Raw genomic sequence first — 12,901 nt, 5'->3', positions numbered from 1 at the left:
CCCACCCCCGGCCCGGGCCGCGGCAGGGCTACTGCCCGGGACCGTCACGTTCCTGGTCGCCGACGCCGGCTCGTCGAGCGCCGAACGGACCGGCGGGCCGACCGTCAGGGCATTCCAGTCCGTGGCCGAGGCGGTGGCCAAGGCGGTGGACGCCGCGCGGGAGACGCACGCAGCGTCGTCGTCGAGCCGGGTGTCTTCCTCCACCGCTCGCCCGCCGCGCGTCGCCCTGCACACCGGAGAAGCCCGCCTGGACGACGACGGCCGCTACACCGGCCCCGATCTGCGCCTGTGCCACGGCCTTTTCGAGATCGCTAACGGTGGTCAGATCCTGCTGTCCGCCCGGACGGCGGCCACGCTCGGCGATGCGGCGCTGGCCGGGGTCTCAATGCTCGATCTGGGGACGCATCGGCTGCCCGACCTCTCCTCACCGGCTCGCGTCTTCGAGCTACGTCACGAGTCCGACGACGTCGCCGGGTCCCTGCCCGTACGGTCGCTCGACCGCATACCGAACAACCTGCCCGTCCACCTCACCAGCTTCGTCGGCCGCAATGGCGAGCGCGCGACCGTCAAGCAGCTGCTGGCCGGGAAGCGCCTGGTGACCCTGACCGGGGTGGGTGGCGCCGGCAAGACCCGGTTGGCCGCGCAGGTAGCCGCCGAGCAAGCCCAGCGTTGGTCCGGCGGGGTGTGGTGGGTCGAGCTCGCCACGGTCACCGACCCGGCTCAGGTGCCCGACGCGGTAGCCACGGCGCTCGGGGTACTCGTCGAGCCGGTCCAAGGCGCACTGCACTCGATAGCGCTGCAACTGCGCGACCGCCGCATGCTGGTGTGCCTCGACAACTGCGAGCATGTCCTGGACGGCGCGGCCGAGGTCGCAGCCACACTGCTCCGCTCGTGTCCAGAAGCCTCGGTGTTGGCCACAGCCCGGGAACCGCTCGGCGTCGCGGGCGAGACGGTCTGGCAGGTCCCATCGCTCGATGAGGACGACGCCGTAAACTTGTTTCTGGAGCGCGCCAATACCGTCCGGCCCGGGTTCACGCTCGAACCGTCCAGCGACGCCACGGTGCGCACCATGTGTGCTCGTCTCGACGGCATGCCGCTGGCGCTGGAGCTGGCCGCCTCTTGGCTGCGGACGCTCAGCCCGCAGCAGATCGAGGCCGGACTCGATGACCGGTTCGCGTTGCTGGTCAGAGGGGAGCGGACGGCCGACGCCCGGCAGCAGACTCTCGCGGCTTCCATCGACTGGAGCCATGATCTGCTCGATGAGGCCGAACGGGTGTTGTTCCGGCGGCTGGCCGTGTTCGTCGGAGCGTTCACGCTGGCCGCAGCTCAGGACGTGGGCGCCGGAGACCCGGTCAGCCGCCCCGAGGTGCTCGAGATACTCGGCCGGCTGGTGGACAAGTCGATGGTCGTCGCGACCGAGCGTGCCGGCGAGTCCCGCTTCCGCCTGCTGGAGACGCTGCGCGCGTATGCGGCCGACCGGCTCCGCGAGGCCGGCGAGGCGGATGCGGCTCGCGACCGCCATCTCGAGCACTATCTCGCCACCGTCGAGGCGGCCGAGCCAAGACTCGAGCAGGACGCTGACGTGTGGCGAGCCGAGATGGAGGCCGAGCAGGAGAACCTGCGTGCGGCGCTCGATTGGGGGCTACGAGCCGACGATCCCACCCCGGGGCGGCGGCTGGCGGCTGGGTTGTCCTGGTCCTGGCACCTCGGTGCCCACGGGCTGGAGGGCATCGAGTTCCTCTTCCGGGCGATCGAGCGGCAGCCGGACGACCGCTCGCTGCTACAGGCGCGCCTCCTGGCTGGGCTTGCTCTGGTCGCCGACACAGCGAGCCCGCTGGATCTCGAGTACGACGCCGCGGAGCGAGCGCTGGAGATCGCCGACGCCCACGGCGACGAGCGGCTGCGCTGCCTGTGCCTGGCCCTGGCAGCCGTCGGGCAGTTCTTCACCGACTTCGATGCCGCGCTCAGCTTGAACGAGAAGGCCAAGCGTTCCGCGGAGGTCGCCCGCGATGCGTTCGTGTCGGGTGCTCAGCAGGGTCTGGAAGGCATCATCCTGCACCTGCGGGACCGGCATGATGAGGCCGGTCCCATGCTGGAGGCCGCCGCCGGCCGGCTCATCCCCCGGCACCGCGGGGTCGCGGCGACCGCCATGGGGTTCCAGGCGATAGGCACCGCTATCACGGGCCGCCTGGACATGGCGCTGCACGTGGCCGAAGAGTCGGTAAGGGTGGCCGAGCCGCTGCAGGACTACCACCGAGTGGGTGCCGCCCGCAGCGTGCTGGCGACGATCCACGGCCTCCGGGGTGACACGGACGCCGGCCTGGCCGTACTGGAGCCGACGCTGAGGCTGCTCCAGGGTGCTGAGAACCAGATCTTCGTGCCTGGCCTGGCCCGGGCGCTCGGCCTCCTGCACCTGTGGCGCGGCGACCTCGACGACGCCGTGTCCTGGCTCGGGCGGGAGGCTTGGTCCACCGACCGGGGCGCGGAGACGTACATCGCCGCACTGGCCAGGCCCGGGCTGGCCTCCGCGTTGCGCCGGCTCGGCCGGGACGACGAGGCCGCGGAGGTCGCCGGCTGTGCCGTCGGCCTGGCCCGGAAGCTCGGGATGCCGCGCGCTGTGGCCGATGCGCTCGACGAGCAGGCGCGCCTGTGCACCGACGACGACCCGGACCAAGCAGCGAAACTCCACCACGACGCCCTGTCCGTCCGGGTCGAACACGAGCTGCGCTTGTCTTATCCGGACAGCCTGGATGCGCTCGCCGCTCTGGCCGCTCGGTTCGGTCGCGGCACCGACGCGGTGCATCTGGCCGCCGCCGGTGACGCCGCCCGGCACGCCCTCGGGTACCCGAGGCATCCGGCCGGACAGGCCGCGCACGACGCCGTGCTCGCAACGCTGCGTTCCACGCTGGGCGAGAACGGCTTCGCCGACGCATGGTCGACCGGTGCCGGCTCAGACCTGGACGACGCCGTCGGTTATGCCCGCCGCACCCGGGGCGCGCGCGGACGGCCGTCGTCGGGCTGGGCCAGCCTCACCCCGACCGAGCGCGACGTCGTCCGCCAGGTGGTCGAGGGCCGGAACAACCCGGAGATCGGCGCACGGCTCTTCATGAGTCGCAGCACCGTCAAGACCCACCTGTCCCACGTGTACGCCAAGCTCGGCGTCGCGAACCGGACCGAGCTGGCCACCCTCGCCGCCGCCCAGATGACGAAGGACTGACCTGGCTCGGCTCGGGACTCACCCTCCGTCGAGCTGCCGGCGCAGGGCGTCTCCCTTGGCGCGTGCCGTCTTCTCCAGATCGGCACGGAACACGTCCAGGCGGGAGCGGAGCCCGTCGTCGGCGGCACCGAGTATCCGCGCCGCCAATAGTCCCGCATTCCGCGCCCCGCCCACGGACACCGTCGCGACCGGCACGCCGGCCGGCATCTGCACGATCGACAGCAGCGAATCCATGCCGTCGAGGTACTTCAGGGGAACCGGGACGCCGATCACCGGCAGCGAGGTCACTGAGGCCAGCATGCCCGGAAGGTGCGCGGCCCCACCGGCACCGGCCACCAGCACGCGCAGCCCGCGGTCCGCGGCGGCCGCTCCGTAGTCCAGCATCGCCTGGGGCATGCGATGCGCGGACACCACACCGACCTCGTGCGGGACCCCGAGTTCGTCGAGCACCTCGCCGACGGCCGACATCACGGACCAGTCGGAGTCGGAACCCATCACGATGCCGACCCTCGGATCGCCTTCGCCTCGCCGCGTCACCAGGTCACTCATCGATGTCCCCTCGGATGTAGTCCGCCGCATGCCATGCTCGCTCCCGCAGGGACTCCAGATCGTCGCCGTACGCGGTGACGTGACCGACCTTGCGGCCTGGCCGGACCCCCTTTCCGTACCAGTGCACCTTCAGGCCGGGGTCGCGCGCCATGACGTGGCGGTACGCGGGATAGATGTCGGTCAGGTCGCCGCCCAGGATGTTCACCATGACCGTGTACGGCGCCCGGGCGTCCGGCAAGCCGAGCGGCAGATCCAGCACCGCCCGCAGATGGTTCTCGAACTGGCTGGTCACGGCGCCGTCGATGGTCCAGTGACCGGAGTTGTGCGGCCGCATCGCCAGCTCGTTGACCAGTAGCCTTCCGTTCTTGGTCTCGAACATCTCGACCGCCAGCACACCGACGATGCCGAGCTCCGACGCGATGGACAGCGCGACCCGCTGCGCCTCGACGGCACGTTCCGACGACAGCGCGGGCGCCGGGGCTATGGTCTCCACACAGATGCCGTCGCGCTGGACTGACTCGACGACCGGATAGGCGACGGCTTGGCCGTGTGGCGACCGGGCGACGACGGCTGCAAGCTCCCGCGCGAAGTCGACCTTCTCCTCCGCCAAGACCGGCACGCCGGCCCGGAACGGTTCGGCCACGGTCTCCGCCGAGCTGTCCGCGTCGATGGCCCAGACGCCCTTGCCGTCGTAGCCACCTCTCGTCGTCTTGAGTATCGCCTGGCCGCCGTGTTCGACAAGGAACACCGTCACGTCTTGCGGTCCGTCGACGATACGATGCGCCGGACAGGGAAGACCGAGCTCGGTCAGCCTCGCCCGCATGACGCCCTTGTCCTGCGCGTGCAGCAGCGCATGTGATCCGGGTCGGACCGTCAGACCAGCCGATTCGAGCGCCTTGAGATGTTCCGGCGGCACCTGCTCGTGGTCGAAAGTCAGGACATCGCAGGCCTTGGCGAACGACATCAGATCGTCCAACGTCTTCTCGTCCGCGACGACGGGGTCGCGTACGACCTGCGCGGCGGACTCGTCGGGCCCGGCCGACAACACCGCCAGCCGTACACCCAGCGCCACGGCGGCCGGCTGCGTCATCCGCGCCAGCTGCCCACCACCAACCATTCCCACGACCGGCCAGTACGCATCGTTCACAGGTCCCAAGGGTACGTGCAGCAGTGAGGCGACGAGCGAACGGAGTGGACCCGCGAGGAACGAGCGGCGTCCGCGGAGCAAGCGAGAAGGCGAACGCGACCAACAACCCGAGCGGTGAGGCGACGAGCGAACGGAGTGGACCCGCGAGGAACGAGCGGCGTCCGCGGAGTAAGCGAGAAGGCGAACGCGACCATCAACCCGAGCGGTGAGCCAACCTATGCACCACGACGAGAACGTACTAAATGTCCGATTCGACGGCAACGCTGTCGATATTGGGCGCATGTGCCTTACCCTTGGCGGGTGCTCGATACACACACGGCCGAACACCAGGCGTCAAGACCTGGGTATGTGACGCTGCTCCGGAAGGCGTTGCGTATCTGGTACAGACTGCACCGATTGGTCCGCGAAGGCGTGAAGTTCGCGGCCGTGGGCGGCGTCGGCTACATCGTCGATATCGGGCTCTTCAACGCACTGCTCTTCGCCGGCGGCGAGGGGCCGCTGCATGACCTACCGCTGGTAGCCAAGACGATCTCTGTCACGGCAGCGACCATCGTGACGTACATCGGTCATCGCGCTTGGACCTTCCGGCACCGCACACGAATCAAACACTCGCGCGGATATCCGTTGTTCTTCCTGTTCAACGGTATCGGACTCGGCATCGCTCTATCGTGTCTGTGGTTCTCCCGCTACGTGCTCGACCTGTCCGGCCCGCTTGCGGACAACGTCTCCGCGAATGTCGTCGGATTGGCTATCGGCACCTTGTTCCGCTACTGGTCATACCGTACGTGGATCTTTCCCTCGGATACGCGGACAACGCGCTCTAACCCGGAGCCGCCGACGTCGACTCCCTTGACGACGTCCAACGTCTAGAGTCGCGGTTCCTAACGGTCCGGCTGCGCCTGTCGGCCGGCCGTCGCTCGGTCGAGGTCCGGTTCGAGATAGATGTGGACGGCTTCGGGTACAGCCACACGGATCCGTGCCTCGGCGTCGTCGATCGCGGCGGCGATCCGATCCCCCGTATGCGTGGACGACACACCGATCTTAGCCGCCACCAGCAGCTCTTCCGGCCCTGTATACAGCGTGCGCATGTGGATGACCCGGCTGACGCCGTCGCTCTCCGCAATCGCCCGTGCAATCGCGTCCGCTTTCTCCTGTACGGCTCCTTCGCCGATCAGCAGACTGGACATCTCGATGGCCAGGATCACCGCGATAACGACGAGCAGCACGCCGATCGACGCTGTCCCCGCGACATCCCAGTACGCGTTCTCAGTCACCAGCGACAGGCTGACACCTGCCAGGGCCAGAACGAGCCCCACCAGCGCACCGAGGTCCTCGAGGAGGATGACCGGCAGCTCCGGTGACTTCGCACGGCGCACGAACTGCACCCACGACCGCCTGCCGCGTACCTTGTCCGATTCACGGATGGCCGTGCGGAACGAGAACGACTCCATGACGATCGCCGCGGTCAGCACCACGATGGGTATCCACCACCAGGAGCTCTCCAGCAGCTCGTTCGGATGACCGTCCCGGATCTCCTCGTACTTGTGGAATGCCTCGTACAGCGCGAACAGGCCGCCGACACTGAACAGCACGATCGACACGATGAACGCGAAGACATACCGGACTCGTCCGTAACCGAACGGGTGCTCCGGCGTCGCCTTCTGCCGGGCCCGCCTGCCGCCCACAAGAAGCAACACCTGGTTGCCTGAGTCGGCGACCGAGTGGATCGCCTCGGCCAGCATCGACGACGCGCCGGTCAGCGCCCAGGCGACGAACTTGGTGACGGCGATGCCCAGATTCGCCAACAGCGCGGCCATGACCGCCTTGGTACCGCCCTCGGTCGCCATATCTCGCCTCTCGCCAAGCCCTGTGATCGGCGCTGGATGCGCCTCCATCGCACATCCTGCACCATGGCAGGCGAGACGACGGCTGCAGCCCGGCCGGGCGAGGCGCGATTCACGATCAGATACGAGTTCAGGGCGTTATAGCGCCCTGAACTCGTATCTGACGACGACGGTACGGGGGTCAGCACCGCGACAATCCAGACGATCCACCCATCACGACGCCGGTGACACGGTCCTGCTGCGCGGGCCGGCGCGCAGCACCTGCGACGGTGCGGTATGCCCGACGAAACGCTCCGCCATCTCGGCAACGTTCAGCAGCCTCTCGAGGTCGACACCGGTCTGAACGCCCATGTCCTCGAGCATCGAGACGACCTCCTCGGTGGCGATATTTCCCGACGCACCCGGAGCGTACGGGCAGCCGCCCAGCCCGGCGACGGCGGCATCGAAGTCGTCCACGCCCAGTTGCAGCGCCGCGTAGACGTTGGCCAGGCCGGTGCCGCGTGTGTTGTGGAAATGCAGTCCGAGCGGCAGGTCCGGACACGCCGACCGAGTCTCGCCGACCAGGCGCGTCACCCGGGTAGGCGTGGCCATGCCGGTGGTGTCTCCGTAGGCCAGGGAGTCGACGCCGGCGGCCGCGCCCTGGCCGGCCACCCACACCACCCGCTCCTCGGGCACCTCGCCTTCGTAGGGGCAGCCCCAGGCGGTGGAGACGATGAGCTGCAGGGTCGCCCCGGCGTCGTGCGCCCTCGCGGTCAGCTCCGGCAGGTCGGCCAGCGAGTCGGCGGTCGGGCGGTTGATGTTCTCCCGGTTGTGCGTGTCGGACGCGGAGATCACCACCTCGAGCTCGCTGAACCCCGCCGCCAACGCCCGCTCCAGGCCGCGCAGGTTCGGCACGAGAGCCGAGTAGCGCACGTCGTCGGCACGGCGTACGGAGGCCCACACGTCGTCCGCGTCGGCCATCTGCGGAATCGCCTTGGGGTGCACGAATGAGACCGCCTCGATCCGGCGCAACCCGGTCGCCGAGAGCGCGTCGATCAGCTCGATCTTCGCCGGCGTCGGGATCGGGTCCTCGTTCTGCAACCCGTCTCTCGGACCGACCTCTCGCAAGCTCACCCGCTTCGGTAGGTCACTCATCACCGCACCTTCCCTTCTGGTCGCGTCCGGCTCGTCCGTCGCTCCGCGTCGCCGCGTCGCCGTGGGCTGCCGGTCGGCCCGCCGGGTCCCTGCCGCGTCGTTCCCTAGAGTCCCGGCCAGTCGGGTTCCCTCTTCTCATTGAACGCGGCGATGCCCTCTTTTCTATCCGGGCTGAACGCCGTAGCCCGCCACGCCGCGTCCTCGATCTCCATACCGGCGGCAAGCGAGCCGTCCATTCCCAGCCGCATCGCCCGCTTCACATTCCGCACGCCCACGGGCGAGTTGCCGGCGATCCCTCGTGCCAGCTCCAGAGCGCGCTCACGCGCCTCACCTGACATCACGAGGCGGTCGGCGATACCCATCCGGTAGGCCTCTTCGCCATCGATCCGGCGAGCGGTGAAGGTCAGGTCGGCCGCCCGGCCCCACCCGATCCGGCGAGCCAGCAGTTGCGTTCCGCCGCCGCCGGGCACGAGGCCGACAGAGACCTCCGGAAGGCCGAGCACAGCGGTGTCATCGACGACGATCAGGTCGCAGGACAAGGCCAGCTCGAAGCCTCCACCGAGCGCATAGCCGTGTACAGCGGCGATGGTCGGCACCGGCAGGTCGAGGATGCTGCGGTACGTCTCCCGCGTCAGCAGGCGCTGTCTGCGGAGGTCGTCGTCGGTGAATGCCTGCCGTTCCTTCAGGTCGGCGCCCACGCAGAAGGCCCGCTCCGACGACGACGTCAGTATCACGGCCCGCATCGTCTTGTCCTCGGCGAGCCCTCGTCCGACGGCTGTGATCGCCCGGGCATGCTCGGTCGAGATCGCGTTGAGCGCATCGGCGCGGTTCAGCACGATCTCGACCACGCCGGATGGGTCCATCCGCCGTACCTTGACAGTCTCCATCCGCCGACTCTATCCAGGTCCGGCGCCCCAAGCCTCAGCGCAGGACGGTGACCTCAACCCGCTGGAACTCCTTGAGGTCGGTGTAACCCGTGGTCGACATCGACCGCTGCAATGCGCCTACGAGGTTCATCACCCCGTCGGCGACGAATGACGGACCGTGCAGGATCTGCTCGAGCGGAGCGACGGTGCCGACCCACATCCGCTCTCCGCGAGGGAGCGACGGGTGATGGGCCTCCGACCCCCAGTGCCAGCCCTTCCCGGGCGCCTCACCCGCACGGGCGAGTGGCGAGCCGACCATCACGGCGTCGGCGCCGCAGGCGATCGCTTTCGCGATGTCTCCGGAATGCCGGATGGAACCATCGGCGACGACGTGGACGTAGCGGCCGCCGGACTCGTCGAGATAGTCACGCCGAGCGGCGGCGACGTCGGCGACGGCGGTGGCCATCGGGACGGTCACACCGAGCACCGAGCGTGTCGTGTGCGCGGCGCCCCCGCCGAAACCGACCAGCACACCCGCGGCGCCGGTGCGCATCAGATGCAGGGCGGCCTGGTACGTGGCGCACCCTCCGACCAGGACGGGCACATCGAGCTCATAGATGAACTGCTTGAGGTTGAGCGGCTCCGCCTGCCCGGAGACGTGTTCTGCCGAAACCGTCGTACCGCGGATGACGAAGAGGTCGACGCCACCGTCGATCACCGCCTGATAGTGACGCTTGACCCGCTGAGGGGAGAGCGACCCGGCCACAGTGACGCCGGCATCGCGGATCTCATTCAGCCGCTGGGCGATCAAGTCCTCCCGCACCGGCTGGTCGTAGATCTCCTGAAGCCGGGTGAGCGCCTTGCTCTCTTCGAGGCCGGAGATCTCCTCGAACAGCGGCTCTGGGTCCTCGTAGCGCGTCCAGAGACCTTCCAGATCCAGCACCCCGAGACCGCCGGCACGCCCCAGGGCGATGGCCGTGGCCGGCGACATCACCGAGTCCATCGGTGCGGCGATCAGCGGCGTGTCGAACCGGTACGCGTCGATCTGCCAGTGGGTCGAGACCTCTTCCGGGTCCCGGGTACGACGGGACGGGACGATCGCTACGTCGTCGAATGCATACGCTTCGCGGCCGCGCTTCCCTCGGCCGATCTCAACTTCTGCCACCAGAACAGGCTACCGGGCGTCACCGCATCGCCGTACATCGCACACGCCGCAGGTACGTGCGTCCAGCGCATGTAGGCCTCGGCGCCGGCGACACCACCCGGCGGCGGACGGGCGGTATACGTCAGCGGCGGGAGGCGTAATTGGGCGCCTCGACGGTCATCTGGATGTCGTGCGGGTGAGACTCCTTGAGTCCGGCCGGCGTGATCCGGACGAACCGGCCCCGCTCTTTGAGGTCCGGGATCGTCCTGGAGCCGGTGTAGAACATCGACTGCCGCAACCCCCCGACGAGCTGGTGGGTGACGCTGGCCAGCGGTCCACGGAACGGGACCTGCCCTTCGACGCCCTCCGGGATGAGTTTGTCGTCGCTGGTGACATCGGCCTGGAAGTAGCGGTCACGAGTCCCCGACGCGGCCGCGCCGCGCTTGGTGAACGCGCCCAGCGACGCCATGCCGCGGTACGACTTGTACTGCTTGCCGTTGATGAAGATCAGCTCGCCGGGGCTCTCGGCAACGCCCGCCAGAAGCGAGCCGAGCATCACCGTGTCGGCGCCTGCCGCGATCGCCTTGGCGATGTCGCCGGAGTACTGCAGTCCGCCGTCGCCGATCACCGGCACTCCGGCCGGACCTGCCGCGAGCGAGGCCTCGTAGATGGCGGTGACCTGCGGAACCCCGATGCCGGCCACGACACGGGTGGTGCAGATCGAGCCGGGACCGATCCCCACCTTGATCCCGTCGGCTCCCGCATCGACCAGCGCCTGTGCCCCATCCCGGGTGGCGATGTTGCCACCGATGACCTCGACCCCGGCCGCGGCCGGCTCTGCTTTGAGCCGGCGCACCATGTCCAGCAGCGCGCTCGTGTGGCCGTGGGCGGTGTCCACGACCAGGACATCCACGCCCGCGTCCACCAGCGCCATCGCCCGCTCCCAGGCATCGCCGAAGAACCCGATGGCCGCACCCGCGATCAGCCGGCCCTCGGCGTCTTTGGTGGCGAGCGGGAACTGTTCCGACTTCACGAAGTCCTTGACCGTGATCAGGCCACGGAGCCGGTCGTGTTCGTCCACCAAGGGCAGTTTCTCGACCTTGTGTTTGGCGAGCAGCGCTATGGCGTCCTCCGGCTTGGTCCCTACCGGAGCCGTGACCAGCGGCATGGGCGTCATGGTCTCGCGCACCAGGCGGATCTCATGCTGGTCGGTGGGGACGAAGCGCAGGTCCCGGTTGGTGACGATGCCGAGCAGCACGCCGTCGTCGTCGACCACTGGCAGGCCCGACACCCGGTAGTGCCCGCACAGTGCGTCGACCTCGGCGAGGGTGACGTCCGGACCCGTCGTCACGGGGTCGGTCACCATGCCCGACTCGGACCGCTTGACCTGGTCGACGTGGCGCGCCTGCTCGTCGATGGAGAGGCTGCGGTGCAGCACGCCGACGCCGCCCTGCCTCGCCATCGAGATCGCCATCCGCGATTCGGTGACTGTATCCATGGCGCTGGACAGCAGCGGGATCCGGACGTCGATGTTCCGGGTCAGCCGCGAGGTCGTATCGACATCGCTCGGAACGACATCGGATTCGCCTGGCTGTAGCAGGACATCGTCGAATGTCAGACCGATCGTTGCGAACTTGTCGGGTACTTCGTACTGCCTGGGCTCCATGAAAGTTGATCCTCATAGGTGAACGCGGGGCGGTGAATCCCATGGTATGCGGTCCCGCGCCGAGCCCCTATGGCCCGTCTGGACATCAACCGGCCCCGTGCGCCTCCGGATGATCGAGGATCTCGGGTACGACGACGCCCCACACGACGGGTGGCGGGAACTCGTGGCCGACTCCTTCCAGAGGAATGAACCGGGCGCCCGGGATCTCGCGGGCCAGCGCTTCGCCGTGGCCGATCGGAAACAGCGGGTCGTCGGTGCCGTGCATGACGACGGTGGGTGCGGTGATCTCGCCCAGCCGGGGGCGCATGGGTTCGCCACCCTCGAGGATCCAATGGTTGGTCTGGCTAGCAGCGATGTTGGCTGTCCGGTCGTAGATCCGGGTGACGATCCGGCGCATGCGGGGCTCGTCGAACGGGAGCGTGCCGTTGAACGGGCGCAGTTCCTCCACCATGGAGTCGATCACAGCGTCCCGGTCCGACCAATCCGGTTCAGCCGCCGTCTCAGCGAACATCGCCTGGATGTGATCGGCCATGGGCGGCAGGTCCGGGTTGTCGGGCCCGCCAGGCCCGCCCGGGCTGGTGGACATCAGGGTGAGCGAGGCAACCCGCTCCGGGTGGTCCAAGGCGATGCGCTGCGCGAAGCCGGCACCCATCGAGATCGCGACGATGTGTGCGCGGGCCAGGTCAAGAGCGTCGAGCAATCCCACTGCGTCGGCCACCAGGTCCAGCCCCGTGTACTGCGGGGCGGCCACCTCGTAGCTGACCGACCGGCCGGTGTCACGCAGGTCATACCGGATCACGTACCGCCCGCCGGAGGCGAGACGTTCACAGAACTCGTCCTCCCACCAGTCCATGGAGCTGGCCGCACCAGCGATCAGCAGGATGGCCGGATCGGTCCGATCGCCGAACGTCTCCACGCACAGGTTCACGCCGTTGGCCTCGACGATGCGCTCGCCAGACCGATGCGACGGGTTGGCCGCATTGACCGGGCCGGCTGGCTGTGCGGCTGGGTTCGGGGTGTTCGTCGTCATGGTGTCTTCCGCCTCTCATGTCTCGTTGCGGCGAGGCTACTACACTTTCCTAAGTTCGTGCTACACTTTTCTAAGTAAGATGTTTGACGACGGTCCGCGAGGTGGCCATGACCAGCAGCCGCACATACGGAGAGGCGTGCCTCATCGCCCATTCTCTTGACATGGTGGGCGACCGGTGGGCGTTGCTCGTCGTCCGCGAGCTGAGGCTGGGCCCGAAGCGCTTCAGCGATCTGCAGGTGAGCCTGCCCAGTGCCGGGCCGAACATGCTGGCGCAACGGCTGCGTGACCTCGAGCGGGTGGGCGT

11 protein-coding genes are annotated in these 12,901 nt (G+C 68.6%); 3 read left to right on the top strand and 8 right to left on the bottom strand.

Going from position 1 to position 12,901, the window contains the following annotated elements:
• Window positions 1-3,217 (top strand): helix-turn-helix transcriptional regulator (locus ELR45_RS26310; RefSeq protein ID WP_165368114.1); only part of this gene is annotated, 3,217 nt, incomplete at its 5' end.
• 18 nt (window positions 3,218-3,235) lie between these two features.
• Here the strand turns inward: ELR45_RS26310 and purE are convergent.
• Both purE and ELR45_RS26300 read right to left on the bottom strand, forming a co-directional pair.
• The gene (gene purE, locus ELR45_RS26305; RefSeq protein WP_129668975.1) at window positions 3,236-3,766 is read right to left on the bottom strand and encodes a 5-(carboxyamino)imidazole ribonucleotide mutase; all 531 of its coding nucleotides are present in this window, start codon (window positions 3,764-3,766) and stop codon (window positions 3,236-3,238) included.
• Window positions 3,759-4,913, bottom strand: a complete 1,155-nt coding sequence (locus ELR45_RS26300; protein WP_240760159.1) for a 5-(carboxyamino)imidazole ribonucleotide synthase — start codon at window positions 4,911-4,913, stop codon at window positions 3,759-3,761. The genes purE and ELR45_RS26300 overlap by 8 nt, the downstream gene beginning before the upstream one ends.
• A gap of 300 nt (window positions 4,914-5,213) precedes the next feature.
• Between ELR45_RS26300 and ELR45_RS26295 the strand changes: the two genes are divergently transcribed.
• Window positions 5,214-5,783 carry a GtrA family protein gene (locus ELR45_RS26295; RefSeq protein ID WP_205857306.1) on the top strand — a complete coding sequence of 190 codons (570 nt, stop codon included), beginning with the start codon at window positions 5,214-5,216 and terminating at the stop codon, window positions 5,781-5,783.
• 11 nt (window positions 5,784-5,794) lie between these two features.
• Here ELR45_RS26295 and ELR45_RS26290 read toward each other — a convergent pair whose 3' ends face one another.
• From ELR45_RS26290 to ELR45_RS26265, 6 genes are all read right to left on the bottom strand, one after another.
• Window positions 5,795-6,760 (bottom strand): cation diffusion facilitator family transporter, encoded by a 966-nt coding sequence (locus ELR45_RS26290; RefSeq protein ID WP_129669077.1) that lies wholly within the window; start codon window positions 6,758-6,760, stop codon window positions 5,795-5,797.
• A 210-nt stretch (window positions 6,761-6,970) separates the two neighbouring features.
• The gene (locus ELR45_RS26285) at window positions 6,971-7,891 is read right to left on the bottom strand and encodes a hydroxymethylglutaryl-CoA lyase (RefSeq protein ID WP_129668973.1); all 921 of its coding nucleotides are present in this window, start codon (window positions 7,889-7,891) and stop codon (window positions 6,971-6,973) included.
• A 104-nt stretch (window positions 7,892-7,995) separates the two neighbouring features.
• On the bottom strand, window positions 7,996-8,778 hold the full coding sequence (locus ELR45_RS26280; protein WP_129668972.1) for an enoyl-CoA hydratase/isomerase family protein: 783 nt from the start codon (window positions 8,776-8,778) through the stop codon (window positions 7,996-7,998).
• Window positions 8,779-8,812: 34 nt separating this feature from the next.
• Entirely contained in the window at window positions 8,813-9,922 is a 1,110-nt protein-coding gene (locus tag ELR45_RS26275; protein ID WP_129668971.1) for a GuaB3 family IMP dehydrogenase-related protein, read from the bottom strand.
• A gap of 121 nt (window positions 9,923-10,043) precedes the next feature.
• Window positions 10,044-11,567 (bottom strand): IMP dehydrogenase, encoded by a 1,524-nt coding sequence (gene guaB, locus ELR45_RS26270; RefSeq protein ID WP_129668970.1) that lies wholly within the window; start codon window positions 11,565-11,567, stop codon window positions 10,044-10,046.
• Window positions 11,568-11,652: 85 nt separating this feature from the next.
• On the bottom strand, window positions 11,653-12,597 hold the full coding sequence (locus tag ELR45_RS26265) for an alpha/beta fold hydrolase (RefSeq protein WP_129668969.1): 945 nt from the start codon (window positions 12,595-12,597) through the stop codon (window positions 11,653-11,655).
• A gap of 107 nt (window positions 12,598-12,704) precedes the next feature.
• Here ELR45_RS26265 and ELR45_RS39155 point away from each other — a divergent pair.
• Window positions 12,705-12,901, top strand: a 197-nt coding sequence (locus ELR45_RS39155) for a winged helix-turn-helix transcriptional regulator (RefSeq protein WP_205857305.1), incomplete at its 3' end; no start/stop codon positions are given.

The organism is Phytoactinopolyspora endophytica, assembly GCF_004138495.1.
GTDB lineage: Bacteria > Actinomycetota > Actinomycetes > Jiangellales > Jiangellaceae > Phytoactinopolyspora > Phytoactinopolyspora endophytica.
The sequence above is the reverse complement of the archived record's forward strand: the minus strand, read 5'-3'. Positions and strand labels throughout refer to the sequence as shown.

Excerpts from the sequence above, each read along its gene's own strand:
- purE (WP_129668975.1), bottom strand. The coding sequence starts at position 3,766 with ATGAGTGACCTGGTGACGCGGCGAGGCGAAGGCGATCCGAGGGTCGGC.
- ELR45_RS26290 (WP_129669077.1), bottom strand. The coding sequence starts at position 6,760 with ATGGCGACCGAGGGCGGTACCAAGGCGGTCATGGCCGCGCTGTTGGCG.
- ELR45_RS26285 (WP_129668973.1), bottom strand. The coding sequence starts at position 7,891 with ATGAGTGACCTACCGAAGCGGGTGAGCTTGCGAGAGGTCGGTCCGAGA.
- ELR45_RS26280 (WP_129668972.1), bottom strand. The coding sequence starts at position 8,778 with ATGGAGACTGTCAAGGTACGGCGGATGGACCCATCCGGCGTGGTCGAG.
- guaB (WP_129668970.1), bottom strand. The coding sequence starts at position 11,567 with ATGGAGCCCAGGCAGTACGAAGTACCCGACAAGTTCGCAACGATCGGT.
- ELR45_RS26265 (WP_129668969.1), bottom strand. The coding sequence starts at position 12,597 with ATGACGACGAACACCCCGAACCCAGCCGCACAGCCAGCCGGCCCGGTC.